This window comes from Streptomyces sp. SID5643 (assembly GCF_009872555.1).
Classification (GTDB): domain Bacteria; phylum Actinomycetota; class Actinomycetes; order Streptomycetales; family Streptomycetaceae; genus Streptomyces; species Streptomyces iakyrus.
In genome coordinates this window covers 32,684-58,642 of record NZ_WWIC01000074.1, presented here as the reverse complement: position 1 = coordinate 58,642, position 25,959 = coordinate 32,684, and the positions used below count along the sequence as shown (strand labels likewise).

Annotated in this window: 25 protein-coding genes; 12 read left to right on the top strand and 13 right to left on the bottom strand. The window is 71.1% G+C overall.

Annotation, left to right across the window (positions count from 1 at the left end; translation table 11 throughout):
• Positions 1–15: 15 nt before the first annotated feature.
• The 3 genes from gltD to GTY56_RS09110 all read right to left on the bottom strand — a co-directional run bounded on the left by gltD (position 16) and on the right by GTY56_RS09110 (position 2,995).
• Entirely contained in the window at positions 16–1,506 is a 1,491-nt protein-coding gene (gene gltD / locus GTY56_RS09120) for a glutamate synthase subunit beta (RefSeq protein ID WP_161364284.1), read from the bottom strand.
• A 134-nt stretch (positions 1,507–1,640) separates the two neighbouring features.
• The gene (locus tag GTY56_RS09115; protein WP_161364282.1) at positions 1,641–2,120 is read right to left on the bottom strand and encodes an anthrone oxygenase family protein; all 480 of its coding nucleotides are present in this window, start codon (positions 2,118–2,120) and stop codon (positions 1,641–1,643) included.
• A 176-nt stretch (positions 2,121–2,296) separates the two neighbouring features.
• Positions 2,297–2,995, bottom strand: a complete 699-nt coding sequence (locus GTY56_RS09110) for a DUF2293 domain-containing protein (RefSeq protein WP_161364279.1) — start codon at positions 2,993–2,995, stop codon at positions 2,297–2,299.
• 150 nt (positions 2,996–3,145) lie between these two features.
• Between GTY56_RS09110 and GTY56_RS09105 the strand changes: the two genes are divergently transcribed.
• On the top strand, positions 3,146–3,787 hold the full coding sequence (locus GTY56_RS09105) for a nucleoside/nucleotide kinase family protein (protein WP_202509925.1): 642 nt from the start codon (positions 3,146–3,148) through the stop codon (positions 3,785–3,787).
• 167 nt (positions 3,788–3,954) lie between these two features.
• Positions 3,955–4,383 (top strand): CBS domain-containing protein, encoded by a 429-nt coding sequence (locus GTY56_RS09100; protein WP_161364275.1) that lies wholly within the window; start codon positions 3,955–3,957, stop codon positions 4,381–4,383.
• A gap of 55 nt (positions 4,384–4,438) precedes the next feature.
• On the opposite strand, the gene GTY56_RS09095 is transcribed toward GTY56_RS09100, so the two are convergent.
• Positions 4,439–5,566, bottom strand: a complete 1,128-nt coding sequence (locus GTY56_RS09095; protein ID WP_161364274.1) for a magnesium and cobalt transport protein CorA — start codon at positions 5,564–5,566, stop codon at positions 4,439–4,441.
• Between the two features lie 355 nt (positions 5,567–5,921).
• Here GTY56_RS09095 and GTY56_RS09090 point away from each other — a divergent pair, with 355 nt between their 5' ends.
• Complete coding sequence (locus tag GTY56_RS09090) at positions 5,922–6,713, top strand: methyltransferase (protein WP_161364272.1); 792 nt, start codon at positions 5,922–5,924, stop codon at positions 6,711–6,713.
• A gap of 93 nt (positions 6,714–6,806) precedes the next feature.
• Here the strand turns inward: GTY56_RS09090 and GTY56_RS09085 are convergent, their stop codons facing one another.
• Together GTY56_RS09085 and GTY56_RS09080 are read right to left on the bottom strand one after the other, a co-directional pair.
• Complete coding sequence (locus GTY56_RS09085) at positions 6,807–7,691, bottom strand: carbohydrate kinase family protein (RefSeq protein ID WP_524540089.1); 885 nt, start codon at positions 7,689–7,691, stop codon at positions 6,807–6,809.
• Between the two features lie 182 nt (positions 7,692–7,873).
• Positions 7,874–8,782: a pseudouridine-5'-phosphate glycosidase gene (locus GTY56_RS09080; RefSeq protein ID WP_161364268.1), complete on the bottom strand. Its 909-nt coding sequence runs from the start codon at positions 8,780–8,782 to the stop codon at positions 7,874–7,876.
• 109 nt (positions 8,783–8,891) lie between these two features.
• On the opposite strand from GTY56_RS09080, the gene GTY56_RS09075 reads away from it, so the two are divergent.
• The gene (locus GTY56_RS09075) at positions 8,892–9,320 is read left to right on the top strand and encodes a VOC family protein (RefSeq protein ID WP_161364264.1); all 429 of its coding nucleotides are present in this window, start codon (positions 8,892–8,894) and stop codon (positions 9,318–9,320) included.
• Positions 9,321–9,461: 141 nt separating this feature from the next.
• On the opposite strand, the gene GTY56_RS09070 is transcribed toward GTY56_RS09075, so the two are convergent.
• The gene (locus tag GTY56_RS09070) at positions 9,462–10,016 is read right to left on the bottom strand and encodes a methylated-DNA--[protein]-cysteine S-methyltransferase (protein WP_161364262.1); all 555 of its coding nucleotides are present in this window, start codon (positions 10,014–10,016) and stop codon (positions 9,462–9,464) included.
• 53 nt (positions 10,017–10,069) lie between these two features.
• Positions 10,070–10,942, bottom strand: a complete 873-nt coding sequence (locus GTY56_RS09065; protein WP_161364259.1) for a glycerophosphodiester phosphodiesterase — start codon at positions 10,940–10,942, stop codon at positions 10,070–10,072.
• A 288-nt stretch (positions 10,943–11,230) separates the two neighbouring features.
• On the opposite strand from GTY56_RS09065, the gene GTY56_RS09060 reads away from it, so the two are divergent.
• The 7 genes from GTY56_RS09060 to GTY56_RS09030 all read left to right on the top strand — a co-directional run bounded on the left by GTY56_RS09060 (position 11,231) and on the right by GTY56_RS09030 (position 19,940).
• Complete coding sequence (locus GTY56_RS09060; protein ID WP_161364257.1) at positions 11,231–12,097, top strand: MHYT domain-containing protein; 867 nt, start codon at positions 11,231–11,233, stop codon at positions 12,095–12,097.
• A 40-nt stretch (positions 12,098–12,137) separates the two neighbouring features.
• Positions 12,138–14,288, top strand: a complete 2,151-nt coding sequence (gene uvrB, locus GTY56_RS09055) for an excinuclease ABC subunit UvrB (RefSeq protein ID WP_161364256.1) — start codon at positions 12,138–12,140, stop codon at positions 14,286–14,288.
• A 139-nt stretch (positions 14,289–14,427) separates the two neighbouring features.
• Positions 14,428–15,006: a TerD family protein gene (locus GTY56_RS09050; protein ID WP_161364254.1), complete on the top strand. Its 579-nt coding sequence runs from the start codon at positions 14,428–14,430 to the stop codon at positions 15,004–15,006.
• A gap of 77 nt (positions 15,007–15,083) precedes the next feature.
• A complete protein-coding gene (locus GTY56_RS09045; protein WP_161364252.1) occupies positions 15,084–17,102 on the top strand; it encodes a TerD family protein in 2,019 nt (672 codons plus the stop codon).
• Between the two features lie 222 nt (positions 17,103–17,324).
• Entirely contained in the window at positions 17,325–18,326 is a 1,002-nt protein-coding gene (locus GTY56_RS09040) for a TerC/Alx family metal homeostasis membrane protein (protein WP_161364250.1), read from the top strand.
• A gap of 138 nt (positions 18,327–18,464) precedes the next feature.
• A complete protein-coding gene (locus GTY56_RS09035) occupies positions 18,465–18,767 on the top strand; it encodes a hypothetical protein (protein ID WP_161364248.1) in 303 nt (100 codons plus the stop codon).
• A 72-nt stretch (positions 18,768–18,839) separates the two neighbouring features.
• The gene (locus GTY56_RS09030) at positions 18,840–19,940 is read left to right on the top strand and encodes a calcium:cation antiporter (RefSeq protein ID WP_161364246.1); all 1,101 of its coding nucleotides are present in this window, start codon (positions 18,840–18,842) and stop codon (positions 19,938–19,940) included.
• Between the two features lie 118 nt (positions 19,941–20,058).
• Here the strand turns inward: GTY56_RS09030 and GTY56_RS09025 are convergent, their stop codons facing one another.
• Entirely contained in the window at positions 20,059–21,333 is a 1,275-nt protein-coding gene (locus GTY56_RS09025; RefSeq protein ID WP_161364318.1) for an MFS transporter, read from the bottom strand.
• Between the two features lie 94 nt (positions 21,334–21,427).
• Positions 21,428–22,483 (bottom strand): S66 family peptidase, encoded by a 1,056-nt coding sequence (locus tag GTY56_RS09020; protein WP_161364244.1) that lies wholly within the window; start codon positions 22,481–22,483, stop codon positions 21,428–21,430.
• 190 nt (positions 22,484–22,673) lie between these two features.
• Between GTY56_RS09020 and aroQ the strand changes: the two genes are divergently transcribed.
• The gene (gene aroQ / locus GTY56_RS09015; RefSeq protein ID WP_161364242.1) at positions 22,674–23,147 is read left to right on the top strand and encodes a type II 3-dehydroquinate dehydratase; all 474 of its coding nucleotides are present in this window, start codon (positions 22,674–22,676) and stop codon (positions 23,145–23,147) included.
• A 126-nt stretch (positions 23,148–23,273) separates the two neighbouring features.
• On the opposite strand, the gene GTY56_RS09010 is transcribed toward aroQ, so the two are convergent.
• The 3 genes from GTY56_RS09010 to GTY56_RS09000 are packed head-to-tail and all read right to left on the bottom strand — an operon-like array spanning position 23,274 to position 25,788.
• Entirely contained in the window at positions 23,274–24,026 is a 753-nt protein-coding gene (locus GTY56_RS09010) for an amino acid ABC transporter ATP-binding protein (protein ID WP_161364240.1), read from the bottom strand.
• Positions 24,023–24,919 (bottom strand): ABC transporter permease subunit, encoded by an 897-nt coding sequence (locus GTY56_RS09005; RefSeq protein ID WP_161364238.1) that lies wholly within the window; start codon positions 24,917–24,919, stop codon positions 24,023–24,025. Before GTY56_RS09005 ends, GTY56_RS09010 begins: the two co-directional genes overlap by 4 nt.
• On the bottom strand, positions 24,916–25,788 hold the full coding sequence (locus GTY56_RS09000; RefSeq protein ID WP_161364236.1) for an ABC transporter substrate-binding protein: 873 nt from the start codon (positions 25,786–25,788) through the stop codon (positions 24,916–24,918). Before GTY56_RS09000 ends, GTY56_RS09005 begins: the two co-directional genes overlap by 4 nt.
• Positions 25,789–25,959 lie beyond the last annotated feature (171 nt).

The following is a 25,959-nucleotide window of genomic DNA, read 5'->3' as shown; positions in this document are numbered from 1 at the left end:
GTTCGGCGGCCGGTGCTACACCGCCATGGGCCGGTCGTACGGCCCGATCGGTGCCGGCAGCCTCGCACTGCCCGTCAGATGACGGTCGACGGCCGCCGCCACCGCCCGCCCCTCGGCGATCGCCCACACGATGAGCGACTGCCCCCGGGCCGCGTCCCCCGCGGCGAACACCCCGGGCACGTTCGTGGCGAACCCGGAGTCCCGCGCGATCGTCCCGCGCGGCTCCAACTCCAGTCCCAGCTGGTCGACGAGGCCGTCCTCCCGGTCGGGCCCGGAGAAGCCGAGGGCGAGCAGCACGAGGTCGGCGGGGAGCGTCCGTCCGGTGCCCTCCACCGGACGGCGCCGTGCGTCCACCTCGACCAGGTGCAGCGAGCGCACCCGTCCCCGGGCGTCGCCGTCGAAGCGCAGCGTGGACGCCGCGAACAGCCGCGCATCCGCGTCCGCGATCGGGGCGGTCCGCAGGTCACGCGCCTCTTCGTGGGCGGCGGACAGCCGGTAGATCCGCATCGGGTACGTCGGCCAGGGCTCCGCGTCCTCGTCGCGCTCCGCGTCCGGCAGGGCGTAGATGTCCAGCTGCGTCACGGACGCCGCGCCCTCCCGGACGGCCGTGCCCAGACAGTCCGCCCCCGTGTCGCCGCCGCCGACGATCACGACGTGCTGCCCGGCCGCCGACAGCGGGGACGACTCCAGATCGCCCTCGCACACCCGGTTGGCCAGCGGCAGGTACTCCATCGCCTGGTGAATTCCTGTCAGCTCCCGCCCCGGCACCGGGAGTTCACGCCATGCGGTCGCGCCCGTGGCCAGCACCACGGCGTCGTAGCGGGTCCGCAGCTCATCGGCTCCGATGTCCCGCCCGACCGCCGTCGACGTCCGGAACTTCGTCCCCTCGGCCCGCATCTGCTCCAGCCGCCGCTCCAGATGGTGCTTCTCCATCTTGAACGCCGGAATGCCGTACCGCATGAGCCCACCGAGCCGGTCGTCCCTCTCGTACACGGCGACCGTGTGCCCGGCCCGCGTCAGCTGCTGCGCCGCGGCCAGCCCGGTCGGGCCCGAACCGATCACCGCGACCGTCTTGCCGGACAGCCGCTCCGGCGGCCTGGGCGGCGCGAACCCCTCCTCCCAGGCCCGGTCGGCGATCGCGCACTCGACGTTCTTGATGGTGACGGCCGGCTGGTTGATCGCCAGCACACACCCCGCCTCGCACGGCGCCGGGCACAACCGGCCGGTGAACTCCGGGAAGTTGTTCGTGGCGTGCAGCCGGTCGGCGGCCGCCCGCCAGTCCTCCCTGGACACCAGGTCGTTCCACTCGGGGATCAGATTGCCCAGCGGGCACGCTTCGTGGCAGAAGGGGATGCCGCAGTCCATGCAACGGTCGGCCTGCCGGCTGATGATCGGCAGCAGCGCCCCGGGGACGTAGACCTCGTCCCAGTCCCGCGCCCGTTCCTCGACCGGCCGGCGCGGCCACTCCTGGCGGGGGGTGGTCAGGAAACCCTTGGGATCGGCCATGGCCGTCTTCCTTGCGTGCGCGGGGGCGGGCCGTGCGTCGTCGGGCGGAGCCTCTTCTCACTCGCCGGCGGCACTCTTTTCGCCACGATACGTCCGCCTTCCGGCCGGTGCCTGTCCGCCGCGTGGCACGGGTGTCAGGTGAGCGCCAGCACGTACGACAGGGCCGCTCCGGCCGATGCCGCCGTGCGGACGTGGTTCCACAGCGTCCACTCGCGCAGGTACACCGGCCAGTACGCGGCCGCCTCCGGAGTGCCCGGCTCCAACTCGGCCAGGGCGTCGTTGCGCGGCACGTTCGCGACGATGGTCAGCCCGAACGACCCGAACAGGTACAGCGCGCTGCCCACCAGCAGCTCCACCGTCCCCTCGTCCGGCCACAGCACGAACGTCACCACGGCGATCACCGCGCACAGCACGGCCGATCCGAGGAACACGATCATGAAGGGCGGAGCCACCGCCGCCACGTTGACCGCCTTCATCGCGGCGACCCCCTGCGCCGACGGCAGCATGCCCAGGCCCCGCATCACGAAAGTCGAGAACGCGCAGAACACGCCGGCCACCAGGCCGGTCCCAAGCACACCCAGCACCGTCAGCACGAAGTACGGTCCGTCGATCATGTCTCTCTCCCGCCGTCCAGTCGGGCCCCGCCCGGTACCCTTCCACGCCACCAGTGAATTCCCCTACGAGCACCGTGACCATGGCCGAACGGCGCGGCGTCATAAGCGAACGTCCACGGGCCCCGAACGGCCGTGCCGGCGCCCTGACGGCACGCCCCCCCGGGGCCTCCCGTCCGTCACCCCGCGGAACCGAGCCCGGCCCCGGTCCACCCCCGCAACACCGTCGCCACCGCCGCCGCGATCCGCCGCCGCGCCTCATGTCTGGGCACGCCGCTCATCAGCAGCCGGTCGTAGGGCGTGTCCAGATGCCGTACCGACGCCACCACCGCCGAGGTCACCGCGCCCTCGGTCAGCGCGCGCCCCGCCGCGCTGCGGCCCACCCGCCCGCTGCCCCGCTCCGACGCGTGCAGGGCGATGGCCCGCGCCCGTGCGGCCGGGCACCCCGGGAACAGCCGGAGTATCTCCGCCGCGAACGCCTGTGCGAACAGGGCGTCCTGAGCCGCCCGTCGCCGCGCGTCCCGCACCCGGCGCCGCCGTCGCGCCTCGGCGTCCGCGAGACACCGCTGCTCGGCCCGCGCGAGCGCCGCCTCCTCGACCAGAACTCCCTGCCGTTCGTACCGGCTCCTGCGCCGGTTGAACCGCACGACCACCGCCGACAGCGTGCTCTCCTCCCGCGACCTGCGCGTCAGCGCCGTGTCGCCGCTCGGCAGGAACACCAGCTGTCCGAGGTCGGCGCAGTCGAGGCAGCGCGGGGCGCCGTCCTCAAGGGTGAGCAGCGGCAGGGGTCCTCGGCGGCACTCGGCGCAGTACCGCCGCTTGAGGGGCTGGAAGACGAGAAGTCCGGTGAGAGAAGGGAGCGTCGCGCGGGGCACCATAGGGGGTTCATTCCCCCTCACGGCGGCGCGAACTACGCACTCCGCGGCAGATCCTGGCGATCCGGTCACCACCCCTCCCGGGCACCGGGGCCGCCGCGGCCCGGCCCCGTCTGCGGGTGGGGCGCTTCCCTCCCGGCGGCCTGACGCATCATGGGCCGTGTGCGACTCGAAGCGATCACCTGGGAACGGCTCGGCGACCTGCTCGCCGAGCGCCTGCTCGACCTGAAGCCCGCCGACGGCGGTCCCTGGCCGCGCATCGCCATCGACGGGGCCCCCGCCGCCCGCCCGGGAGACCTCGCCCACCGGGTCGGTGAGGCGCTGCGCGTACGCGGCCGCTCCTCGCTCGCCGTGGGCACGGAGGGCTTTCTTCGCCCCGCCTCCGTACGGCTCGAATACGGTCACCAGGACGTCGAGGCCTACTACGACGGCTGGTACGACACCGGTGCTCTGTGGCGCGAGGTGTTCGGGCCGCTCGAAGCCGACGGCGACGGCCGCGTCCTGCCCGACCTGTGGGACCCGGCCGCCGACCGCGCCACCCGCAGCCCCTACGTCGAACTCCCGCCCGGGGGCGTGCTGATCCTCCACGGGCCCTTCCTCCTTCGGCACTGGTTCCCCTTCGATCTGAGCGTCCACGTCCTCCTCTCCCCGGGCGCCCTGCGCCGCCGCACCCCCGAGGCCGAGCAGTGGACCCTTCCGGCCTTCGAGCGCTACGAGCACGAGACGGACCCGGTGGGGACGGCGGACGTCCTGGTGCGGGCCGACGATCCGCACCGCCCGGCGTGGAGCGGCTGAGCCCGGGCCTCGATGCCCGGCCCGGCGGACGGGGCCTGGGCGGACCCATGCGGGCTCCGGCGCGGGCTTCCGTGTGCGGGCATCCGGCGGCCCGGCGAGAATGAGGGGCGCCGGGACTCGCGGTGCGTCCCGCGCCGCGCCGGCCGTCCGGCACCGGGAGGTACTCCATGACCACCGCCCGAGACATCATGCACCGCGGCGCCCAGTGGATCCCCGCCCACGAAACCCTCGACCGCGCCGCCCAGCTCATGCGCGAACTGAACGTCGGCGCCCTGCCCATCAGCGACGAGAACGAGCGGCTGTGCGGCATCCTCACCGACCGCGACATAGTCGTCGGCTGCGTCGCCATGGGCCACGACCCCGCCCGGGTCACCGCGGGCGACATGGCCAAGGGCACGCCCCGCTGGATCGACGCGGACGCCGATGTCGGCGAGGTGCTGCGCGAGATGCGGGAGCACCGGATCCGCAGACTGCCCGTGATCCAGGACAAGCGCCTGGTCGGCATGATCAGCGAAGCCGACCTGGCCCGGCATCTCGCGAAGGACCAGATCGCGTCCTGGGCACAGAGCGTCTACGCCACGACCGCCATGCACTGACCTCGCGGATCACCCCACCGGCGCTCCGGAGCCCTTCGCGGGTCCCTCCCCGCGCTCAGAGCCAGCCGCTGCGCCGGAACCCCCGGTAAAGGGCGAGGCACGCCACGGATATCACGCCGATCACCATGCCGTAGCCGTACCGCCAGTGCAGCTCCGGCATGTGGTCGAAGTTCATGCCGTAGACGCCGCAGACCATCGTCGGTACGGCGACGATCGCGGCCCACGCCGTGATCTTCCGCATGTCCTCGTTCTGCGCGACCGTGACCTGCGCGAGGTGTGCCTGGAGGATGGAGTTGAGCAGTTCGTCAAAGGCGGCGATCTGCTCCTTCGCCCGCAGCAGATGGTCCGAGACGTCACGGAAGTACGCCTGTATCTCCGGGTCGACCGCGCGGATCGGCCGGGTGGCGAGATCCTCCAGTGGCCGGCTGAGCGGCACCACCGCCCGCTTCAGCTCCAGCAGTTCACGCTTGAGCTGGTAGATGCGCCCCGGGTCGGTCCGCGCGCCGGACTCCGAGAACACGTCCGTCTCGACCTGGTCGATGTCCCCCTGCACCGAGTCCGTGACGGTCAGGTAGTCGTCGACCACGTGGTCCGCGATCGCGTGCAGCACCGCGGACGGGCCCAAGGCGAGCTGGCCGGGATCGGACTCCAGCTCCTCACGCAGCGGGCCGAGCGAGCCGTGCCGTCCGTGCCGCACCGTGATCACGAAGTCAGCGCCGACGAACAGCATGATCTCGCCGGTGTTGACCACCTCGCTGGTGGCCGTCAGTTCCTCGTGCTCGACGTAGCAGACCGTCTTGAACACCGCGAACAGCGTCTCGCCGTAGCGCTCCAGCTTGGGGCGCTGGTGCGCCTCGATCGCGTCCTCGACGGCCAGCGGGTGCAGGTCGAACAGTTCGGCGATGCCCGCGAACTCCTGGTCGGTGGGCTCGTGCAGACCGAGCCAGACGAAGCCCTCCCGGTCCTTGCGCACCCGCTGCACGGTGTCCACCAGGTCGCCGCGTGCGGGGGTGCGGACGCCGTCCCGGTACGTCACGCAGTTCACCACCGAGGAGCCCAGCGGGGACCGGGCCGGGTGACTCAGGTCGACGCGCGGGCGCCGCCGGGCCAGCCGAGCCATCTTGCGCAGGCCACCGACGCCGCCGAGGCTCGTGACCTTCCGCAGATTCCCTGCCATGGACATCCGGATCTCCTTGCGTGGAACCTCTCGCGCCGTTCCTGCGCCTTGCCGCGCCAGTCTGCCAGGCCCGCGTGAGCTGCGGGTAAGCCTGTGGATATGACTCATTCCGCTTGGTTCCCGGCTGTGGACGGACGACACTCGCGGGCCCGCGGCTCTGCTGAAGCGACGCATTACTGTGCCGGGCGGTTCTCGGCAGGGACGCGTGCGAAGCGGTTTCTGGCTGAGGAAGCAGGCCTCCGTGTGGATTGGGGCTCCGTGTGGAAGGGGGCTCCGTGCGGAAGAGGGCTCGTGCGGAAGGCGCCTCCGTGCCGGAGCGTCGCCGAGTATGGATAAGTCAGACAACTGGGATGATCGAGGCATGACGCGAACCGACGGGTACCTCCTCGACAACCGGCAGACCGAGGCGGCAGAGCACTTCAGCGCCTTCGCCGCTCTCTTCGATCCCACGACCTTCCGGCACCTCGAAGCGCTCGGCGTCGGATCCGGCTGGCGGTGCTGGGAGGTCGGCGCCGGTACCACCGTGGTCTCCTGGCTGGCGAAGAAGGTCGGCCCGACCGGACGCGTCGTCGCGACCGACACCGACCCCTCACGGCTCGCCTCCGCAGCCCGGCCACCCGTCGAGGTGAGGGCACACGAACTCGGCGCCCAGGAGCCGCCGGGGGAGGGCTTCGACCTGGTGCACGCCCGCCTCGCCCTCGTCCACGTGACCGACAGGGAACGGGCGTTGCAGTCCATGGTCAAGGCGCTGCGCCCCGGCGGACGCCTCCTTGTCGAGGACGCCGACCCCGCCCTTCAGCCGCTGCTCTGTCCCGACGAGCACGGCCCCGAACAGCAGCTCGCGAACCGGCTGCGGCAAGGCTTCCGCAGCCTGCTCGCCGATCGCGGGACCGACCTTCCGTGCGGCCGCACCCTGCCGAGGCTGCTCCGGGACGCCGGACTGACCCGGGTCCAGGCAGACGCCTACTTCCCCCTCACCTCGCCGGCCTGCGCGGCCCTGGAGTCCGTCACGATCCGGCAGATCCGCGACCAGCTCGTCGCGGCCGGCCTCGCCACGGACCAGGAGATCGACCGGCACCTGGGGAACGTCACGTCCGGTGCGCTCGATCTGACGACAGCACCGATGATCTCGGCGTGGGGGCGGAAGCAGTAACGAGGACTGTCAGGGACGGCCAGTCGGGCGGGGACGGCCAGTCGGATCAGGGGCGGTCAGCCGTGCTGTGACGGTCAGTCGGGTAGGAGCCGGTCAATCGGGCAGGGGCGGTCTGCCGCCCACCTGCTCCACCGCTCGCGCGCCCGCCCGGCAGCCCTCCGTCGCGGCTCTCTCCGGCCCTGCACCCGCGAGCAGGGCGGCGAGGAACGCCCCCGTGAAGGCATCGCCGGCGCCGGTCGTGTCCCGTGGCGTCGCCGGTGCGGCCGGAACGCGGGCGCGCACCTTCCCCGAGCGGGCCACGACTGCTCCCTCGTGCCCCTGCTTGACGACGACCAGCGGCACGCGCAGGCTCAGCCCGGCCGCCGCCTCGCCCGGATCCGCCAGGCCGGTCAGCAGGCACGCCTCGTCCCGGCTGGGCAGCAGCACGTCGACGCCCTCGACGAGCGCCAGGAACCGCTCGGCGCCCAGCTCCGCGAGGAACCCGGCCGAAGCAGGGTCGAGACTCACCGGCACCCCACGCGAGCGGGCGGCTTTCAGTGCCACAGCCACCAGATCCCGGCTCGACTCGGAGAACAGGAGGTAGCCCGACAGGTGCAGCCGGGCCACGCCGTCGAGCAGCGCGTCCGACCAGTCGGAGGGTCCGAGCCGTCCCGACGCGCCGCTGTCGGTGAGGAACGTCCGCTCGGCCGCAGCGCCCCCGTCGACCATGCAGATCACCGTGCCGGTCGGCGCCAGCGGGTCGACGACGAGCTGCGGCCGCACCCCCTGTGCGACCAGCTCCCGCTCGTGCCAGGCAGCCGCATCCGTCCCGACCCGCCCGAGCAGCCGTACGTCCGCCGCGCCCCGCTGGGCCGCCCAGCACGCCACGTTGGCGCCCGCACCGCCCGCCACCGTCCGGATCGACGCAGTCGTGTCCGTGCCGGCCGCGAGCGGCCCAGCGTGTCGCGCGACGACATCCGTGATGACGTCCCCGACCACGAGCAGCCCCCGGCCCGCCGCCGCGTCCGTGCCTGCGGAGCCCGTGCCTGCGGAGCCCGTGCCTGCGGAGCCCGTGCCTGCGGAGCCCGTGCCTGCGGAGCCCGTACCCGCGGGCCCCGTACCCGCTGCGGCCGTTCCCCCGGGGCCCGTTCCCTCTCCCCGTCCGGTCCCGCCGTCCGCCCTCATCCCCGGGCCCAGGCCGCCGCGATCCGCGCCGCCAGGCGTACGTTGCCGCGGACCGCCGCCAGATTGGCGCTCAGGGAGGCGCCGTCGGTGTGCCGCACCAGATGGTCGAGCAGGAACGGCGTGACCGCCTGGCCGGTGACGCCCTGCTCCTCACAGGCGTGCAGTGCGTCGGCGAGCACGCGTGCGTGCAGGTCCGGATCGAGTTGCTCCTCCTCGGGGACGGGGTTGGCGACGATCAGCGCCGACTCCGGCCCGCCGAGGGTGTCCTGGGCCGCCATGACACCCGCAACCTGCTCCGGCGTCCCCAGCGTCCAGTCCACCGGATGCCCCGAGTCGGAGAGGTAGAAGCCGGGGAACCGGCCCGTGCCGTAGCCGGCCACCGCGACACCCAGCGTCTCCAGCCGCTGCAAGGTCGCCGGCACGTCCAGGATCGACTTCACTCCGGCACACACCACCGTGATGCGGGTACGGGCCAGCAGCCCCAGGTCGGCCGACTCGTCCTGCGTCGCCGTCCACTCCCGGTGCACCCCGCCGAGCCCACCCGTCGCGAAGACCCGCACGCCCGCCAGTGCCGCCAGCAGCGCTGTCGCCGACACCGTGGTCGCCCCGCTCGCCCCCGTCGCCACAGCGAGTGGCAGGTCGCGGTGGCCGAGCTTGCGGATCCCGTCCTCGTTCGCGACGCGCTCCAGCTGCTCCTTGTCCAGGCCCACATGAGGACGCCCGTCCAGCACGGCGATCGTGGCGGGCACCGCACCCTCCTGCCGCACGGCCGTCTCCAGCTCCAGCGCGACCTGGAGATTGCGCGGACGCGGCAGCCCGTGGGCGATGATCGTGGACTCCAGGGCCACGACCGGCCGGCGCGCGTCGACCGCTTCCCGCACTTCCTCGGACACCACCAGCACCACGCGCCTGCCTCCTGTCGGTCGGTCAGTCGTTCCCCTCCCTCATCTCTGGCGGGCGGCGCGCCGGGCCAAACCCTTGCGGGCCGGCGGCGTCGTCACGAGCCTGGAGTGCATGACGGATCACATACCGCGTCTCGACCACGTCGTCCTCTGGGTGCGCGACCCGCTCACCGCCGTCGACTTCTACGAGAAGGCCGTCGGCCTCGAGGCCGTCAGGCTTGCGGAGTTCGCTGCGGGTGAGGTGCCGTTCCCGTCCGTGCGGGTCAGCGACGAGACCATCCTCGACCTCATGCCGCTGAGCTTCGCGGAGCGCATGAGGATGCTGCCCGGCTCCGCCGACAGCGCGGGGCACCCGGTCAACCATGTCTGCCTGTCGCTGCCTCGCGGCGACTTCGATGCCCTCCTGAGCCGGCTGGCCCACCACTCCGTACCGATGTCGGATCTCACCCACGGTTCCTTCGGAGCCCGGGGCAAGGCAACGCGCAGCTTCTACTTCCGCGACCCGGACGGCAACGTCTTCGAAGCCAGGCACTACGACTGACCAGGGCCGGCGCCAGGACTGACCAGGGCCGGCGCCAGGACTGACCAGGGCCGGCACCGGGACTTGGCACGTCAGGCTGGCTTCATGACGGTGGTCCCGGCCCGGCCCGGACAGCGCCCGATCGGGCCGTGGTGCGCCGCATCAGAAGAGCGGCTCGGGCAGCACCCCTTCCAGGGCCAGCAGCCTCCGCTTGGTCTCCAGGCCGCCGCCGAAGCCGCCGATGCCGCCGCCGCTCTCGACCACACGGTGACACGGCACCACCACCGGCAGCGGATTGGCGCCCATCGCCATACCCACGGCCTGGGCGGCGCCAGGCTGACCGACCCGCCCGGCCAGGTCGCCGTACCCGACGACCGTGCCGTACGGGACGCCCGAGGCCAGTTCGCGCAGGACCTCCCGGTTGAAACCGGAGATCAGCGACCAGTCGAGCGGCAGGTCGAAGTCGCGTCGTTCACCCGCGAAGTAGGCCTCGACCTGGCGTATCGCCTCGGCCAGCAGTGGGGAACCCGGCGCCTCGACGGGCTCGGTGCCCAGCCGCGACGCCAGCCGCTCGACCGCCCGGTCCCGCACGGTGTCCGTGGCGTGGAAAACGACGTTGACCAGGCCCTCCCGGCTCGCGGCCAGCAGCAACGGCCCGATCCCGCTCTCGACGACCGCCCACACCACCCGCGGCTCGACCTGCCCTTGCCTGTCCATGCGCCCCACAGTAGGACCCGCCACTGACAACACCGCGCGCCCGGCCGGCGGGATCAGCCGCCCACGGCGTCGCGCACCACATCCGGCCTGTTGGTGATGATCCCGTCGACCCCGTAGCCGGCGATCCGCCGGGCCGTCCTGGCGTTGTCGACCGTCCAGGCGAAGACCTCCAGCCGGCGGCCGTGCGGTCCGTCGAACGCCTGTACCGAGGACACGTACGCCGGGGAGAGCGAGCTGTACGAGGGGTTGACCTGGTCGGCGAATTCGGCGACGTCGAGCAGGTCCGACACCCGCGGAGTCCCCAGGAGGCCCGTCTTCACGCCGGGCTTCAGCTCGTGCACGGTCCGCACACTGTCCGCGCTGAAGCTCTGCACGATCAGCCGGCCCGCCAGATGCGACCGGTCGAGCCAGCCCTCGTTGCTGAGGACCTTCAGCGTCTGCCGCTCGATGCCGGGGTACAGCTCCGGGTTCTTGATCTCCAGGAGCAGCTTCTGGTGATGCCGCTCCAGGCGGTGCACGAACTGCTCCAGCGTCGGCACGCGCGCGCCCGCGTACTCGGGTCCGAACCAGCTGCCCGCGTCCAGCCGGGCGATCTCCGCGGCGGTGAAGTCCTTCACCTTCCAGGGAGCCCGGCCGGGGAAGACCTCCTCGGCGTCGGTGGTGCGCCGCAGGTTGTCGTCGTGGAGGACGACCAGCTCGCCGTCCCTGGTCCGCTGCACGTCGTTCTCCACCCAGCGGATGCCCAGTTCCGCCGCTCTGTCCACGGCGGCCAGGGTGTTCTCGGGCGCGTAAGCGGAGGCCCCCCGGTGCGCGATGACCAGCGGCGACGTGCTGTTTCCCGCGGCCCGCGCGGGGGAGGCGGGGAACAGCAGTGCGGCAGTCCCCAGGAGTGCGGTGGTGGAGGCGGCAACAGCGCGCGCGTGCATGCGTACTCCTCGCGACGAGCGACGGCGACATCACAGACAGCACAACTGTGACAGCAGAGGGTCAACGCGAGAGGGGTGCAGGATGACCACACGTTGAACGGAGATCACCCAACTCCGCTCACTGGTACCGCACAACTGCGGCAGGGGCGTGTTTCTTTGCCGGAAAGTCGTTCGACCATTCCGGTGGGGGTCATACTCTCTGCGTCAACCCTGACCGCTCGTGCGGTCCTGGGAGGGGGCGCACATCGGGAATTCCGGGACGTACACGGGCGGGAAGGGCAGCCGCGCATGCAGGGCACGATCGACGGATTCAGCTATGGCCTGGTCACACCCCTCGTGGCCTACTTCATGGCCTGCCTCGGCGGAGCTCTGGGTCTGCGCTGCACCACCAGATCGATGCTCGTCTCCCACGCCTGGCGCCCCGGCTGGCTCGCGCTCGGCTCCGCCGCCATCGGCTCCGGCATATGGACCATGCACTTCGTCGCGATGATGGGATTCACGGTCCGCGGGACCCCGATCCACTACGACAAGGCGATGACCTTCGCGAGCCTGGCCGTCGCGATCGTCATGGTGGGTGTCGGGATCTTCATCGTCGGCTACAAGGGAGCCCGCGGTACGGCCCTGTTCACCGGCGGCACCATCACGGGGCTCGGCATCGCGTCGATGCACTACCTCGGCATGGCCAGCATGAGCCTGGACGGAAAGCTGGAGTACAACACGGTCACCGTCGGCATCTCCGTCGCCATCGCGATGGGCGCGGCCACCGCCGCACTGTGGGCCGCCGGCCAGGTCAGGGGCTTCCTGTGGAGCGTGGGCGCCAGCCTCGTCATGGGTCTCGCCGTCAGCGGCATGCACTACACCGGCATGGCCGCCCTCAGCGTCCATCTGCACGGCACGGCCGAACCCGCTACGGGAGAGTCGCCCGCGGCCCTGCTCGCGCCCATGCTGATCGGCCCGCTCGCCTTCCTGCTCCTCGCCGGCGTCGTGGTGATGTTCGACCCGCTGATGGTCATGGGGAAGCCCACCGTCGCCCCCGTCGAGCACAAGCCCGGCATCCCCGCGCACACCCACGTCCGCCACTCCGCCCACCGCCTGCGGTTCCGCCCCCGCCGCACCGTGGAGCACCAGGGGTCCCGCACCCCGCAGAACCGCTGATCAGAGCCCGTTGTCAGTGCGGGGTCGTACGGTGGATCCCATGCGGCCCGTTTCAAAGATCGAACGCACGGTGGCGCCCTTCGAGGTCGTCAGCCCCTACCAGCCGAACGGCGACCAGCCGACGGCCATCGCCGACCTCGCCCGGCGCATCCAGGCGGGCGAGAAGGACGTCGTGCTGCTCGGCGCGACCGGCACCGGCAAGTCCGCCACCACCGCGTGGATGATCGAGAAGCTCCAGCGCCCCACCCTCGTGATGGCGCCGAACAAGACGCTGGCCGCCCAGCTGGCGAACGAGTTCCGCGAGCTGCTCCCGAACAACGCCGTCGAGTACTTCGTCTCGTACTACGACTACTACCAGCCCGAGGCGTACGTCCCGCAGTCGGACACCTACATCGAGAAGGACTCCTCGATCAACGAGGAGGTCGAGCGCCTGCGCCACTCCGCGACCAACTCACTGCTCACCCGACGCGACGTCGTCGTGGTCGCCTCGGTCTCCTGCATCTACGGCCTCGGCACCCCGCAGGAGTACGTGGACCGCATGGTCCCCCTGCGCGTCGGCGAGGAGATCGACCGCGACGAGCTGCTGCGCCGCTTCGTGGACATCCAGTACACCCGCAACGACATGGCCTTCACCCGCGGCACCTTCCGCGTCCGCGGCGACACCATCGAGATCTTCCCGGTCTACGAGGAGCTGGCCGTCCGCATCGAGATGTTCGGCGACGAGATCGAGGCGCTGTCCACCCTGCACCCGCTCACGGGCGAGATCATCAGCGACGACGAGCACCTCTACGTCTTCCCGGCCTCCCACTACGTCGCCGGCCCCGAGCGCCTGGAGCGGGCCGTCAACGACATCGAGAAGGAGCTGGCCGAGCGCCTGACGGAGCTGGAGAAGCAGGGCAAGCTGCTGGAGGCCCAGCGACTGCGCATGCGGACCACGTACGACATCGAGATGCTCCGCCAGATCGGCAGCTGCTCCGGCGTCGAGAACTACTCGATGCACTTCGACGGCCGCTCACCCGGCTCCCCGCCCAACACCCTGCTGGACTACTTCCCGGACGACTTCCTCCTCGTCATCGACGAGTCCCATGTCACGGTCCCGCAGATCGGCGCCATGTACGAAGGTGACGCCTCCCGCAAGCGCACCCTCGTCGACCACGGCTTCCGGCTGCCCTCCGCCCTGGACAACCGCCCCCTGAAGTGGGAGGAGTTCCAGGAGCGCATCGGTCAGACGGTCTATCTGTCGGCCACCCCGGGCAACTACGAGATGTCCCGCTCGGACGGCTTCGTCGAGCAGATCATCCGCCCCACCGGCCTCGTCGACCCGGAGGTCGTCGTCAAGCCCACCGAGGGCCAGATCGACGACCTGGTGCACGAGATCCGGCAGCGCACCGAGAAGGACGAGCGCGTCCTGGTCACCACACTCACCAAGAAGATGGCCGAGGACCTCACGGACTACTTCCTGGAGCTGGGCATCCAGGTGCGCTACCTGCACAGCGACGTCGACACCCTGCGCCGCGTCGAACTGCTGCGTGAGCTGCGCGCCGGCGAGTACGACGTCCTGGTCGGCATCAACCTCCTGCGCGAGGGCCTCGACCTGCCCGAGGTGTCCCTGGTGGCGATCCTGGACGCCGACAAGGAGGGTTTCCTGCGCTCCGGCACGTCCCTGATCCAGACCATCGGCCGCGCCGCGCGCAACGTCTCCGGTCAGGTCCACATGTATGCCGACAAGATCACCCCGGCGATGGAGAAGGCCATCGAGGAGACGAACCGGCGCCGCGAGAAGCAGATCGCGTACAACACGGAGCGGGGCATCGACCCCCAGCCGCTCCGCAAGAAGATCAACGACATCGTCGCCCAGATCGCCCGCGAGGACATCGACACCGAGCAGCTGCTCGGCTCGGGCTACCGCAAGGCGAAGAAGGACGGCGGAGGCACCAAGGCGCCTGTGCCCTCGCTCGGCAAGGCGGCCGGGGCGGCCAAGTCCAGCAAGGGCAGGGGCAAGAGCAAGGCCGAGGAGACGGTGCCGACCGACCGCCCCGCGGCCGAACTGGCCGGGCAGATCGAGGAACTCACCGCGCGGATGCGGGCTGCCGCCGCGGAGCTCCAGTTCGAGATCGCGGCCCGGCTGCGCGACGAGGTCTCCGAGATGAAGAAGGAACTGCGTCAGATGAAGGAGGCGGGCCTGGCCTGACAGCGTGCCGCGCACGCGCAGTGTTGCAAGACCGACACAAAGTGCGGAGCGGGGTACGTCGCTGTCAGTGCCCCTGCGTAGGGTTCTGGTCAACCGCGACTACGCGGCAACAGGGGACGTTCGAGAGGGGAATCAGCGCGTGACCGTCAACATGACCAAGGGTCAGGCCATCAGTCTGCAGAAGAACGACGGTGGCAGTCTGACCGCGGTTCGCATGGGTCTCGGCTGGCAGGCGGCTCCCCGGCGCGGCCTGTTCGGCTCGCGCACGCGGGAGATCGACCTCGACGCCTCCGCCGTCCTGTTCGCGGACAAGCAGCCGGTCGACGTCGTCTTCTTCCGCCACCTGGTGAGCGACGACGGCTCGGTGCGTCACACCGGTGACAACCTCGTCGGAGGTGTCGGTCAGGGCGGCGACGACGAGGCGATCCTCGTCGACCTCGCGCGGGTCCCGGTCCACATCGACCAGATCGTCTTCACCGTCAACTCCTTCACCGGCCAGACCTTCCAGGAGGTGCAGAACGCGTTCTGCCGCCTGGTCGACGAGACCAACGGCCAGGAGCTCGCCCGCTACACGCTCGCCGGCGGCGGCCAGTACACGGCCCAGATCATGGCCAAGGTCCACCGCACGGGCCAGGGCTGGACGATGACGGCCCTGGGCAACCCGGCCAACGGCCGTACGTTCCAGGACCTGATGCCGACGATCCTGCCGGTGCTCTGAGCGCACCCGGGCCCCGCAGTCGCGGGGCTCGGGGAGCAGCACCCGACTCCACACAACGACACAGGGGGACCAAGGCGATGACGGCCGAGCTGGTGCGGGGGCAGAACCATCCGCTCTCCCAGGCCCGTCTGGAGATCCGGATCTCGGCCGGTACGCCGATCGTGGCCGTGGCCGCGCTCGGTGACGAGAACGGCCGGATCCACGGCGAGGAGTGGGTGGCCCACCCGGGCGCACCGGCCCAGCCGGGTCTCGAGGTCCCCCGGCAGGCCGCCGCCGACCATCGCCTCGCGGTGGACCTGGACGCCGTGCCGGAGGCCGTCCACCGGGTGAGCGTGCTGCTCGCCCTGCCCGTCGGCGGGACAGGGCCGGTCCGCTTCGGCGCGGTGGCGGCCCCCTTCGTCGCCGTCACCGGCCTCGACGGTGGCGAGGTCGCCAGCTACACCATCACCGGTCTGGAAGCCGAGTCGGCCGTCGTCGCCCTGGAGCTCTACCGCCGGCAGGGTGCCTGGAAGGTGCGCGCCGTCGGCCAGGGCTACGCGGGAGGCCTCGCCGAACTCCTCGCCGACCAGCAGCTGTCCCAGGCCCACCAGCTCGCCGGCAGCATCGACGACGCCGTGTCCCAGGGGCTGGCCCGCTCGGTGCAGGCGCCCCCGCCGCGCACGGCGGACGGCGACCGCTCCCGGCAGACGGCGGCGCCTGCCCTCGGCCCGGACCAGGGCGGCACCGCGCCTCAGCCGGGCCCCGTGCCACCGGTGTCGCCGTACAGCGGCCAGACGCCCGGCGGCCCTGGCCAGCCCGCACCCCAGCAGCCGCCGTATCCCGGCTCCGCCCCGGAATCTGACGCCGTCCCCCAGCCGTCCGCGCCCACGGCCGCCGGCCCCATCGACTACAGCCACCCACGCCGTCAGAACGCCGCTCCGCCCCCGCCTCCGCCGGCCGCGCCCCCGGCCGCACCCGGACAGCCCGCCCAGCCCGTCGCGGGCGACGCGACCGGCTGGTCCATGGAGGAGCGGCTCTACAACCAGGTGTGGGGCATGTTCGAGGACCTGGCCCGCACCACCGCCGCCTACCGCAGTGCCGTCGACTTCGCCGAGTCACGCATGGACAAGGAACTGGAGCAGGTTCTCTCCGACCCGCGCAGCCGCATCGGCGGGCAGGGCGACGCCGCCCGCGAGGCGGCCCGGGCCCGGCACGCCCAGCTCGTCGCCCAGGCGCGGGAGGCCCTCGACCGGGACCTCGCCCAGCTCGCCGCCGAGGCCGACGTCGTCGAACCGGCACTGCCACCGGCGTACGCCCGCTGGGACAACCCGGCGTGGCACGCCTACCGGGTGCCGATGGAGATCCCCATGGCCCTGCGGCTGGGCGACCTCCACCTCCCCGAGGCCGACAGGATCCGCATCCCGATGCTGGTCCGGCTGCCGCTGGAGCGCGGCCTGTGGATCGACAGCGGACCGGCCGGATCGTCCGACGGTTCGTCCACCGACTCCCACGCCATGAGCCGTCTCGCCATGGAGACGGCGGTCGCGCACGCGGCCCGGCTGCTCGCCGTCTACCCGGCGGGCGAATTCACCGTCCACGTCATCGACCCGGCCGGCTCGGGGGCACAGCCGCTTGCACCCCTCGTGCAGACCGGGGTGCTCGCGGCCCCGCCCGCCCTCGGCGCCGCCGGGGTGGCGGACGTGCTGGGCCGGCTCACCCAGCGGGTCGACCTGGTGCAGATGGCGGTCCGGGGCGGCGCCGCCGACTCCCTCCCGCCCGGGTTCGACACCTCCCAGCAGCTCCTGATCGTCAACGACTTCCCGCACGGTTTCGACGACCGGGCCGTCAACCAGCTGCGCTACCTCGCCGACGAGGGCCCCGCCTTCGGCGTCCATCTGATGATGGTGGCCGACCGTGAGCAGTCTTCGGGATACGGGCCTTTGCTCGACCCGCTGTGGCGTTCGCTGCTGCGACTGACCCCGGTGGCCGACGACCACCTCGCCGACCCGTGGGTCGGTCACGCGTGGACGTACGAGCCGTCGCTCGTGCCGCCCGGCAGCCAGGTCCTCCAGCAGGTGCTCTCCCGGGTGGCCACCGCCCGTACCAAGTTCATGTAAAGCCCTCCGACCAGGGCTTTTGGTTCTTCTTTTGCCGATTGCTTTACCTGTTCTTGGTGAACGGGTACTGTTGACGGCACGGAGGGGAGTACTCCCTGTCTGCTGCGGCGTACCCGTCAATACGGATCAGGCCAGATCCCGGGGCGTCGGCCCATCTCTGGGTGGAAGAGACCTCCGGCAGCGACGACGCTGACATTTGCCGTTACGACTGCCGGAGGCGCAGTGGATGTTTCCATGACCCTATGGGTCCTGACGATCGTGGGCCTCGCCGCCCTCATCGCGGTCGACTTCTTCATCGGCCGCAAGCCGCACGACGTTTCGATCAAGGAAGCCGGGATCTGGACGATCGTCTGGATCGTCCTGGCCGCGCTCTTCGGCTTCGGTCTGCTCCTGTTCGCCGGCGGTCAGCCCGCCGGTGAGTTCTTCGCCGGCTTCATCACCGAGAAGTCGCTCAGCGTCGACAACCTCTTCGTCTTCGTCCTGATCATGGCGAAGTTCGCGGTTCCGTCGCAGTACCAGCAGCGTGTGCTGCTGATCGGTGTCCTCATCGCCCTGGTCCTGCGGGCGATCTTCATCGCCGCCGGTGCGGCGATCCTCGCCAGCTTCGCCTGGGTGTTCTACATCTTCGGCGCGTTCCTGATCTACACCGCCTGGAAGCTCATCCAGGAGGCCCGTGCCGACGAGGAGGACGAGGAGTTCGAGGAGAACAAGCTCCTCAAGGCCGCCGAGCGCCGCTTCGGCGTGGCGGACCGGTACCACGGCACCAAGCTGTGGATCGAGGAGAACGGCAAGCGGGTCATGACCCCGATGCTGGTCGTGATGCTGGCCATCGGTACCACCGATGTGCTCTTCGCCCTCGACTCCATCCCCGCGATCTTCGGCCTGACGCAGGATCCGTACATCGTCTTCACCGCCAACGCGTTCGCCCTGATGGGTCTGCGCCAGCTGTACTTCCTCATCGGCGGCCTGCTCAAGAAGCTGGTCCACCTCAGCTACGGACTGTCGATCATCCTGGGCTTCATCGGCGTGAAGCTGGTGCTGCACGCGCTGCACGAGTCCGGGGTGCACGTCCCCGAGATCAGCATTCCGGTCTCGCTCGGCGTGATCTGTTCCGTCCTGATCGTCACCACGATCACCAGCCTGCGCGCTTCCAGGAAGCAGGAGGCCGCCGAGGCGGCGCAGGGCAGGAGCGACGGCGCCACCAAGGACAGCATCGACGTCTGACCCCGTCCGGTCGCATCGGATCAAGGAGAATCATGCTCAGGAGCGGTGCTCGGCGAATTGCCGACCACCGCTCCTGGTGCTTGCTTGGTCCTGGGTGCGTTCCCTCCCCGGGGAACGCGGAGGCCGGCTGGAGGCACCGTGAAGTTCGTGCAGATCATCGATTTCGAGACCGACCGCCTGGCAGAGATGCAGCAGGTGATCGAGGAAGCCGGGCAGCGCTCAGCCGGCCGGACGGGCGGTCCCACCCGCAGCATGCTCCTGAGGGACCGGGACAGGCCCAACCGCTTTCTTGCGGTCATCGAGTTCGCATCGTTCGAGGAGGCCATGCGTAACAGTGACGATCCCGAAACCAGCCGGATGGCGGAGCGACTGGACGCCCTTTCCCTCAACGAGCGGGTGTTCACCAACTGCGACCTCGTGGACGCGCGTGACCTCGAGTAATCCCGCGGCACAGCTTCAGGGGCGTCGCGTGACCGCGACGCCGGGCCCCTTCACGTCTGCGACGATCACGGCATGACCGCTCGGAGCAGGCCGCTCACGGCGCAGTGGACGACTCTGATTCCCCTGCTCGCGGCCGTGCTGCTGGTCTTCACCTGGGGGCGTGACCTGCCGGCGGGAATCGTCGTGCTGGTGACGCTGGTCCTCGCGGGCGCCGTCCTGGCCGCAGTGCATCACGCCGAAGTGGTGGCCCACCGGGTCGGGGAACCGTTCGGCTCCCTCGTGCTCGCCGTCGCCGTCACGATCATCGAGGTCGCCCTCATCGTGACCCTGATGATCGACGGCGGGGACAAGAGCGCGACCCTGGCCAGGGACACGGTCTTCGCAGCCGTGATGATCACATGCAACGGCATCGTCGGCCTGTGCCTGCTGGTCGCCTCGCTGCGGCACGGCACAGCCGTCTTCAACCCCGAAGGCACCGGCGCCGCACTCGCGACCGTCGCGACTCTCGCCACGCTCAGCCTGGTCCTGCCGACCTTCACCACCAGCAAGCCGGGGCCGGAGTTCTCCACCGTCCAGCTGACCTTCGCGGCGCTCTCCTCGCTCATCCTGTACGGGCTGTTCGTCACCACACAGACCCGGCGGCACCGGGACTACTTCCTGCCGATCACCCGCCACGGAGAGGTGATCACCGAAGAGGAGCACGCCGAGGCGCCGAGCGCCCGTGCCGCCCTGATCAGCCTGGGACTGCTGGGTCTCGCCCTGATCGGTGTGGTCGGTCTGGCCAAGGGGGTCTCGCCGACCATCGAGTCCGGGGTGGACGCGGCCGGACTGCCGCAGGCCGTGGTCGGCGTGGTGATCGCGCTGCTGGTGCTGCTCCCGGAGACCATCGCCGCGTTGCGCTCCGCCCGCCGCGACCGGGTGCAGACCAGTCTCAACCTCGCCCTCGGCTCGGCCATGGCCAGCATCGGACTGACCATCCCCGCCGTCGCCCTCGCCTCGGTATGGCTCTCCGGCCCCCTGGTCCTCGGCCTGGGCGCCACCCACATGGTGCTGCTCGCCCTGACCGTGGTGGTCGCCTCGCTGACCGTGGTGCCGGGCCGGGCCACACCGCTCCAGGGCGGGGTCCACCTGGTGCTGTTCGCGGCGTACCTGGAACTGGCGATCAACCCTTAGGCACGCACCTGCCCCGGCGATCAACCCGAAGGCGCGCACCCGCCCAGATGGGCGACCATGTGCAGCCGGGCGACGCCGGCACCCAGAGGCCAGGGCATCAGCGCCACCCCACCTCGGCTCACCCCGCTGGAGCCTCCGCAGCCGCACCCACGCGCACCGGGCGCGTCTCCGGCAGCAACGCGAAGCACCCGAGGCTCAGCAGCGCGATCGCCGTCAGATACGCGGCCACGCCCCACGGCACCCGCCCGCCCTGCTCGGCCAGGGCCGTCGCCACGATCGGTGTGAGCGCTCCTCCCACGACCCCGCCGAGGTTGTAGCCGACGGCGGCACCGGTGCAGCGCACCCGTGGCTCGTACAGCTCCGGCAGATACGCGGCGATCACGGCGAACATGGTGATGAACGCGAGCATCGCCCCCAGGAAGCCGAGGAACATCGGCAGCGGCGCCCCCGTGGCGAGCAGCGCGACCATGGGGAACATCCACAGAGCGGCGGCCGCGCACCCGGCCAGACACAGCGGCCGTCGGCCGCAGCGGTCCCCGAGCAGCGCCATCAAAGGGGTCAGCGCACCCTTCACGAGTACCGCGCCCATGATGCAGGTCAGCATGACGCTGCGGCTCACGCCGAGCTGCTCCGTCCCGTAGGCGAGGGACCAGGTCGTCACCGCGTAGAAGATCGCGTAGCCGATCGCGAGTCCTCCGCCGGTCAGCAGGAGGGTCCGCCAGTGGTTGCGGACGACCTCGGCGAGCGGCACGCGCGCGTGGTCGTCGATCTGGAGAAAGGAGGGGCTCTCCGTGAGCGACGACCGCAGCCACAGCCCCACGACGGCCAGCACCCCCGCCGCCCAGAACGGCACCCGCCACCCCCACGCGGCGAACTGAGCCTCGGTCAGCGTCGAGGACAAGCCCAGCACCACGCCGTTGGCGAGCAGGAACCCCAGTGCGGGCCCGACCTGCGGGAAGCTCGACCACAGGGCGCGCCGTTCGGCCGGCGCGTGCTCCACGGCCAGCAGCACCGCGCCGCCCCACTCGCCGCCGAGTCCGAGCCCCTGGAGGAAGCGCAGCACCAGGAGCAGCAGCGGGGCGATCACGCCGATCGAGTCGTACGTCGGCACGCACCCGACCGCGACCGTGGAGGCCCCGGTCAGCAGCAGGGAGGCGACGAGGACCGGCCGCCGCCCGCGCCGGTCCCCGATGTGCCCGAAGAGCACCGAGCCGAGCGGCCGGGCCACGAAGCCCACCCCGAAGGTGGCGAAGGCGGCCAGTGTCCCGGCCACCGGCGAGAAGGTAGGGAAGAACAGCGGCCCCAGGATCAGGGCCGCCGCAGTGCCGTAGACGAAGAAGTCGTAGAACTCGATGGCGGTGCCGGCGAGCGAGGCGGCCGCCAGGCGCGGCATGGAGGGGGTTCTCACGGTGCGTACGTCGTGCATGCCGCGTCAACTACCCACCGTGACAGCCGGTTACGGGGGCGCGCGGGGGGCTTGGGGGCCCTCAGTACGTGACCGTGATGCGCCGGGCGGGTCCGTCCACGCGCACGGTCCCCCCGTACGGGATCACCAGTTGCGGATCGGTGTGCCCGAAGTCCACGTCGAAGACGACCATCGTGTCGGGGGCGTACGTCCGCATGGCACGCAGGACGGCCTCCCGCTGGTCGGCCGCGTAACGAGCGGCCTCCTGCGGGGTGTTGGGCCGCTCGAAGGACCATGTCTTCGGCCGGCCCACCAGCAGAGCCGGGAAGCGCCCCAGCAGGCCGCGTTCGCCCATGCTCCGCAGCGTGGTGAAGACCTCGCTGGAGCTCGGCATGTCCTCCGAGGTCTCCAGGAGCAGCACGCCGCCGTCGTACTCGGACAGGTCGCGCGCGATCTCGCGGTCGGCCATCAGCAGCCAGGCGAGGATCTCCACGCAGCCGCCCCAACTGCGGCCCTCGACCACCCGCTCGGAATTCACCCAGGTCCAGCCGGACCCGGGGCGGGTCTCCGGCTCGGCGTCGAACGTCGCCGGGTCCGCCCAGTCCCGGTCGATGTCACGCCACCGCTCGGCGGGCCGCAACTCGTACGGACCGGAGGTGAACAGGGCCGCCCGCAACGACTCGGCGGTCAGCGGGTGCATGGCTCCGGGGCGGCCCAGTTCGCACATCACGCTCCCGCCGTGGAAGCCGACGATGCCGCAGGTGCGCAGGAACGCGAGCAGGTTGGTGTTGTCGCTCATCCCGAAGAACGGCTTCGGGTTGGCGCGGATCAACTCCCGGTCGAGGTAGGGCAGCACGGTGATCTGGTCGTCGCCGCCGATCGACGCGATGACCGCCTTGATGCCCGGGTCGGCGAAGGCGGCGTGGATGTCGTCGGCCCGCTCCTTCGGCGTGGAGCCCATCGTGCGGGTCGCCGGATACTCGACCGGCTCCAGCCCGTACTCCTTGCGCAGGCGCTCCAGGCCCAGCTCGTAGGGGAGCGGGAAGAGCCCCGGCAGACCGGAGGAGGGCGAGATCACGGCGATGCGGTCGCCGGCGGACGGCTTAGGAGGATAGGCCGGGCTGATAGGGCTCGTCATACCGGGAGGCTAAGGCCCGGCGGGCTGCCGGCGCACCGTGATAAATCCGGCCCGCCCACCGGGACGTATCGGCCGGCGCACGGCGTGACCCGTGCACGCACCGGGACGATATCCGCCCGCGCACCGTGATAGACCGGCTGTGAGCGGCGGTCCGCCCTGGCCGCCCGACCCTGAACGGACCGGAGGAACCGTGCCCCGCACCCTGGCCCACGCCCCGATCATGATCCTCAACGGGCCCAACCTGAACCTCCTCGGCCACCGCCAGCCGGAGATCTACGGTTCCGACACCCTCGCCGACGTAGAGGCCCTGTGCGCCAAGGCGGCGGCAGCGCACGGCGGAACCGTCGACTTCCGCCAGTCCAACCACGAGGGCGAGCTGGTCGACTGGATCCACGAGGCGCGGCTGAACCACTGCGGCATCGTGATCAACCCCGGTGCCTACTCGCACACCTCCGTCGCCATCCTGGACGCCCTCAACACCTGTGACGGTCTGCCGGTGCTGGAGGTCCACATCTCCAACATCCACCAGCGCGAGACGTTCCGGCACCACTCGTACGTCTCGCTGCGCGCCGACGGGGTCATCGCGGGCTGCGGCGTGCAGGGGTACGTGTTCGGTGTGGAGCGCGTCGCGGCGCTGGCGGGGGCGGGCACGGCGGACGCGTGAGTGGGTGAGGGCAAGGCCCGCCGACCATGGCAGGCGCCCCTTACAGGCCGCGCGGCCTCTCTTTACAGGCTCACAGGCCGAGCAGCCCCCTTGCAGGCCGCGCGGCCCCCTGAGCCCGGCGGCTTCCTACAGCCTCCCCGCCTCCACGATCCGCCGCAGGAAGCGCCGCGTGCGCTCCTGCCGCGGATCCCCGAAGACCTGCTCGGCGGTGCCGCGCTCCAGCACCACGCCGCCCTCCAGGAAGCACACCTGGTCGGCGACCTCCCGGGCGAAGCCCATCTCGTGGGTGGCCAGCACCATGGTCATGCCCTCGTCCTTCAGACCACGGACGACGGTGAGTACCTCGCCCACCAGCTCGGGATCGAGGGCGGCGGTGATCTCGTCGAGCAGCAGCAGCCGGGGGCGTACGGCCAGGGCGCGCACGATCGCCACCCGCTGCTGCTGGCCGCCGCTCAGCCGGTCCGGATACGCTTCCGCCTTCCCGCCGAGCCCCAGCCGCTCCAGCAGCTCCCGCGCGCGTGCCTCGGCCTCGGCCCGGGACACACCGTGCACACGGCGCGGGGCGAGCGTGATGTTGTCCAGCACCGACATGTGCGGGAACAGGTTGTACGCCTGGAACACCACGCCGATCCGGCGCCGCACGGCGTCCCGGTCGGCCCGCGGGTCGGTGACTTCCTCGTCGTCCAGCCAGATCGCCCCGTCGTCGATCTCCTCCAGCAGGTTGGCGCACCGCAGCAGGGTGGACTTGCCGGAGCCGGAGGCGCCGATCAGCGCGGTGACGGTGTGCGGGGCGACCTCCAGATCGACGTCCCGCAGGACGACCGAGCCGCCGAAGGTCTTGCGGACGGACTCCATGCGCAGCACGGGGGTCTGGCTCATATGGCTCCTCCCTGGGCCTGTCGGCGGTCCATCCGCGCGGTCACCCAGTCCGTGAAGCGGGTCATGGGGATGGTCAGCGCGACGAAGACGAGCCCCGCGACGATGTAGGGCGTGTAGTTGAGACTGCGGCCCACGATGATGTCGGCGGCCCGTACGGCGTCCACCGCACCGCCGATCGAGACGAGTCCGGTGTCCTTCTGCAGCGACACCAGGTCGTTCAGCAGCGGCGGCACCTGGCGGCGCACCGCCTGCGGGAGCACCACGTACCGCAGCGCCTGCCGGTTGCTCAGCCCCAGCGAGCGGGCAGCGGCGCGCTGCGAGGGGTGTACGGACTCGATGCCGGCGCGGAACACCTCGGCCACGTACGCCGAGTACGTCAGAGTGAGCGCGGTGCCGCCGAGCAGCACCGGGTCGACGGTCACGCCCTGCAACCGCAGCGCCGGGACGCCGAGGACCACGATCATCAGATTGATGATGAGCGGCAGCCCCCGGAAGAAGTCCGTGTAGGCGGCGGCCAGGAACCGCAGGGGGAAGAACACCGGACCGCGCAGCGTGCGGGCGACGGCGATCAGCATGCCGAGGACGAGCACGGCGGCACCGCAGATCAGCAGCAGCCGGACGTTCAGCCACAGCCCTTCCAGGACCTTCGGGAGCGCCTCGCGCGCGTACCCAGGGTCGAAGAAGGTCTCCTTGGTGCGCGGCCAGCCCGGGGCGCTGATGACGACCAGGTAGAGAACGACCGCGGTGACGAGGGTGGAGAGCGCGCCGATCGCCGTCGCGCGCCGGGCGCGGGCGCGCTGGTACCGCTCCCGGTCCCGGCGCCGCTGCGACGGGACGTAGTCGTCCGCCGCGTCGCGCTCGCCGGAGCCCAGTTCCTCCTTGTCGAGCGTCACTTGAGCACCGGCGCGTCGACGGCCTCCGACAGCCACTGCTGCTCGATCTTCGCGAGCGTGCCGTCCTCGCGCAGGCTGTCCACGGCCCGCGAGACGCAGGAGGTGAGCGCGCTTCCCCTGTCCAGCACGAGGCCGAACTGCTCCGGCGTGCCGCCCTGTTGCTCGAACTGGCCGACGATCGTCGCGTCGGTGATCTCGGCCCCGGTGATGTAGAACGCGGTCGGCAGATCGACGACGATCGCGTCGACCTGGCCGTTCTTGAGCGCGGACTTGGCCTGGTCGTTCTTGCCGTAGACGGCTGCCTGCTGCGTGGGCCGCACCACGTCGTCGATGGAGGCGAGGCTGGTGGTGCCGACCTGCGCGCCCAGCTTCACGTTCTTCAGCTCCGCGATGCTCTTCGCCTTCGCGGCCTTGGAGCCCTTCAGCGCGAGGACGGCCTGGCGCACGTCGTAGTAGCCGGAGGAGAAGTCCACGGCCTTCTTGCGCTCTTCGCTGATGGACACCTGGTTGATGTCGAAGTCGAAGGTCTTCTCACCGGGTGCGAATGCCTTGTTGAAGGGGACGGTCTGCCAGACGACCTCGTCCTTGGCGTAACCGAGCCGGTCGGCGACGGCGTAGGCGACCGCCGACTCGAAACCCTTGCCGTTGGCGGGCTTGCCGTACTTGAACCACGGCTCGTAGGCGGGCTCGTCGGTGGCTATCGTCAGCCGACCCGAGGTCCGGGTGGCCAACGCGCCCTTCTCGCACGTGCTTCCGGCGGACGACGACGGCTTGCCTGACTCCTCGGGCTGCGGAGCGCAGCTCACGGCGGCAGTGAGGAGGACGACGGCGACGGCAGCGCGGCGCAGAGTGCGCGGGGCAGGATGCATGGCGGGAGATTGACAGCCGACAGGCCCGTCTGTCGAGGTCACGACGCCACATGTCCGGATAGTGGGAACGGGTGTTGCAGTCTCGTGAACACACCCGGGGTGCGGCCGTGTTGGCATGCGCCGGGGCCGCCGGCCGAGGGCGGGGATCGACAGGCCGGCGGCCCATCCGCC

Excerpts from the sequence above, each read along its gene's own strand:
- GTY56_RS09045 (WP_161364252.1), top strand. The coding sequence starts at position 15,084 with ATGACGGCCGAGCTGGTGCGGGGGCAGAACCATCCGCTCTCCCAGGCC.
- GTY56_RS09115 (WP_161364282.1), bottom strand. The coding sequence starts at position 2,120 with ATGATCGACGGACCGTACTTCGTGCTGACGGTGCTGGGTGTGCTTGGG.
- GTY56_RS09070 (WP_161364262.1), bottom strand. The coding sequence starts at position 10,016 with ATGGACAGGCAAGGGCAGGTCGAGCCGCGGGTGGTGTGGGCGGTCGTC.
- GTY56_RS09030 (WP_161364246.1), top strand. The coding sequence starts at position 18,840 with ATGACCGCTCGGAGCAGGCCGCTCACGGCGCAGTGGACGACTCTGATT.
- GTY56_RS09065 (WP_161364259.1), bottom strand. The coding sequence starts at position 10,942 with ATGCACGCGCGCGCTGTTGCCGCCTCCACCACCGCACTCCTGGGGACT.
- GTY56_RS09025 (WP_161364318.1), bottom strand. The coding sequence starts at position 21,333 with ATGCCGCGCCTGGCGGCCGCCTCGCTCGCCGGCACCGCCATCGAGTTC.
- gltD (WP_161364284.1), bottom strand. The coding sequence starts at position 1,506 with ATGGCCGATCCCAAGGGTTTCCTGACCACCCCCCGCCAGGAGTGGCCG.
- GTY56_RS09010 (WP_161364240.1), bottom strand. The coding sequence starts at position 24,026 with ATGAGCCAGACCCCCGTGCTGCGCATGGAGTCCGTCCGCAAGACCTTC.
- GTY56_RS09075 (WP_161364264.1), top strand. The coding sequence starts at position 8,892 with ATGACGGATCACATACCGCGTCTCGACCACGTCGTCCTCTGGGTGCGC.
- GTY56_RS09100 (WP_161364275.1), top strand. The coding sequence starts at position 3,955 with ATGACCACCGCCCGAGACATCATGCACCGCGGCGCCCAGTGGATCCCC.
- GTY56_RS09000 (WP_161364236.1), bottom strand. The coding sequence starts at position 25,788 with ATGCATCCTGCCCCGCGCACTCTGCGCCGCGCTGCCGTCGCCGTCGTC.
- GTY56_RS09110 (WP_161364279.1), bottom strand. The coding sequence starts at position 2,995 with ATGGTGCCCCGCGCGACGCTCCCTTCTCTCACCGGACTTCTCGTCTTC.
- GTY56_RS09020 (WP_161364244.1), bottom strand. The coding sequence starts at position 22,483 with ATGACGAGCCCTATCAGCCCGGCCTATCCTCCTAAGCCGTCCGCCGGC.
- GTY56_RS09090 (WP_161364272.1), top strand. The coding sequence starts at position 5,922 with ATGACGCGAACCGACGGGTACCTCCTCGACAACCGGCAGACCGAGGCG.
- GTY56_RS09095 (WP_161364274.1), bottom strand. The coding sequence starts at position 5,566 with ATGTCCATGGCAGGGAATCTGCGGAAGGTCACGAGCCTCGGCGGCGTC.
- GTY56_RS09105 (WP_202509925.1), top strand. The coding sequence starts at position 3,146 with ATGGGCCGTGTGCGACTCGAAGCGATCACCTGGGAACGGCTCGGCGAC.
- uvrB (WP_161364256.1), top strand. The coding sequence starts at position 12,138 with ATGCGGCCCGTTTCAAAGATCGAACGCACGGTGGCGCCCTTCGAGGTC.
- GTY56_RS09060 (WP_161364257.1), top strand. The coding sequence starts at position 11,231 with ATGCAGGGCACGATCGACGGATTCAGCTATGGCCTGGTCACACCCCTC.